Here is a 2,106-nt window from a genome sequence, read left to right on the forward strand (position 1 = left end):
TGAGGATCGCCCCGGCGAGCGTTTCCCGGCTGCGGCTGTCGTCGCGGTCGGGTCCGGTGATGTTGACGTGCAGGTTCGCTTCGGCCAGGTGACCCCACAGGTGCAGCCGGGCCGATGGCGTCACAGCTCGGACGAGTGCCGGGAGATCGTCGACGAAGGTGGTGATCCGGGTGAGGGGGACGGCGACATCGAGCTTGACCGGGACCCCGAGGGCGTTCACGGCCGCGGCGTGGCCGTCGCGGTAAGCCCACAGCCGACGACGGTCCGTGGCTGTCGTGGCGACGGCGATGTGCAGTACACCCGCGGCGGTCTCGATCGCGGCGGCGAGCTCGTCGGCCGGATCGGTGCGCCCCACACATTCCACCAACAGGTAGGCAGCGTTGTGTCCCGGGGAGGTCCGGCCGGGAAACGGTGCCGGCAGACCCTGGTGGTCGCAGACCAGCGTGATGCCGCCGTCGAACATCAGCTCGACGGCGTCCAGGGATCCGACCGTGGCCCGAAGCTGGGCGACGAGATTGACGGCGGCGGTGAGGTCCGCCATGGCGATCAGCGCGGCCGTCCGCGCGCGGGGCAGCCCGACCAGGCGCAGCTGCACCCTGGTGATGACTCCCAGGGTGCCTTCGCTGCCGACGAACAGCGCCGGCAGGTCGTAGCCGACGTTGTCCTTGGGTAGACCCGACAGCCGCCGTACCAGCCGGCCGTCGGCGAGGACGGCCTCCAACCCCGCTATCTGGCTGCGGGTCATGCCGTGTCGTAGTACCCGCTCGCCGCCGGCGTTGGTCGCGGCGATCCCACCCAGGGTTGCCGAGTCGCGGGCGGCGAGGTCGATACCGGTGGTGTAGCCGGCTGCGCGCACGTGTGTCCGGACATCGGCGAGGGTTGCGCCCGCCGCGGCGGTGACCAGGCCCGCGGCCGTGTCGACCGGGTCGATCGCGGTGAGTCGGCGCAGGCTGAGCACGACCGCGCCGGTGGCGGCTCCGGCCGGTACCGACCCGCCGACCAGGCCGGTGTTGCCGCCCTGCGGTACGACGGGCCGGTCGTGGGCGGCGCAGACCCGCAGGACGGCGGCGACCTCACCGGTCGACGCGGGGCGGGCCACAGCGGCGGCGCGGCCAGTGAAGGCACCGGTCCAGTCGGTTTCGTAACCGGCGGTGAGATCGCAGTCGACCAGGACGTGGTCGGCGCCGAGCGCCGCCACGAGATCCGCGATCAGCTGGTCCTTGCCGCGCTGGTCTTTGCCGCGCCGGCCCTTGCCGGGGTCGTCCTCGCCTTGCCGGACTGTTCCACGCACGGTTTTCGGCCTCCGCGAATATTTGCCTACTCACGCTATGCCGCGATCAGTAACATCAAGTTGTGCCACAATGTTCACGTCGCGGACGAGCGGACGTCCGCGAGCGATCCCCGTAGCTTGGGAGCCTAGTGTCGTGCGCGTAGCAGTGATCACAGAGTCGTTCCTGCCGCACGTGGACGGGGTGACGAACTCGGTCTGCCGTGTGCTCGAACATCTGCAAGATCGCGGGCACGAAGCGCTCGTCATCGCCCCCGCAGCGGGAACTCAGGTACCAGCTGCCGACCCCGACGTCTACGCCGGGGCACGGGTACTGCGTGCACCCTCTGTTCCAATGCCAGGATATCCGACCTTCCGGGTCGCCACTCCGTGGCCCCGGCTGGTCGGCGTTCTGGCGGAATTCCGACCCGATGTCGTGCACCTGGCCGCACCGGCGGGGCTGGGCGCGCAGTCCGCCTTCGCAGCCTGGCGGCTGGGGCTGCCGAGCGTCGCCGTCTACCAGACCGACTTCGCCGGCTTCGCCGCTCGTTACGGGCTGGGCCAGGCCGAACGCACCATCTGGCGATGGGTGGCGACCGTCCACCGGCTGGCCGGGCGGACGCTCGCGCCGTCGTGGCCGGCCGTCGACATGCTGCTGAGCCAGGGCGTTCACCGGATCGCCCGGTGGGCACGTGGGGTCGACCTGGAGCGGTTCAACCCGTGCCATCGGGACGCCGTCCTGCGCCACCGGCTCGCCCCTGATGGTGAGCTACTGATCGGATACGTCGGCCGGCTCGCCCGGGAGAAGCGGGTGCATCTGCTCAGCGCGGTGCAGGATT

2 protein-coding genes are annotated in these 2,106 nt (G+C 70.8%); one reads left to right on the forward strand and one right to left on the reverse strand.

What is annotated here, in order from left to right:
- Positions 1-1,291: FAD-binding oxidoreductase (locus U9977_RS15365; protein ID WP_322749943.1), on the reverse strand; the 1,291-nt coding region annotated here is incomplete at its 3' end.
- Positions 1,292-1,436: 145 nt separating this feature from the next.
- Here U9977_RS15365 and U9977_RS15370 point away from each other — a divergent pair.
- A partial coding sequence (locus U9977_RS15370) for a glycosyltransferase (protein WP_322749944.1) occupies positions 1,437-2,106 on the forward strand: 670 nt, incomplete at its 3' end.

Source organism: Protofrankia sp. Cas8 (genome assembly GCF_963555845.1).
Lineage (GTDB): Bacteria > Actinomycetota > Actinomycetes > Frankiales > Frankiaceae > Protofrankia.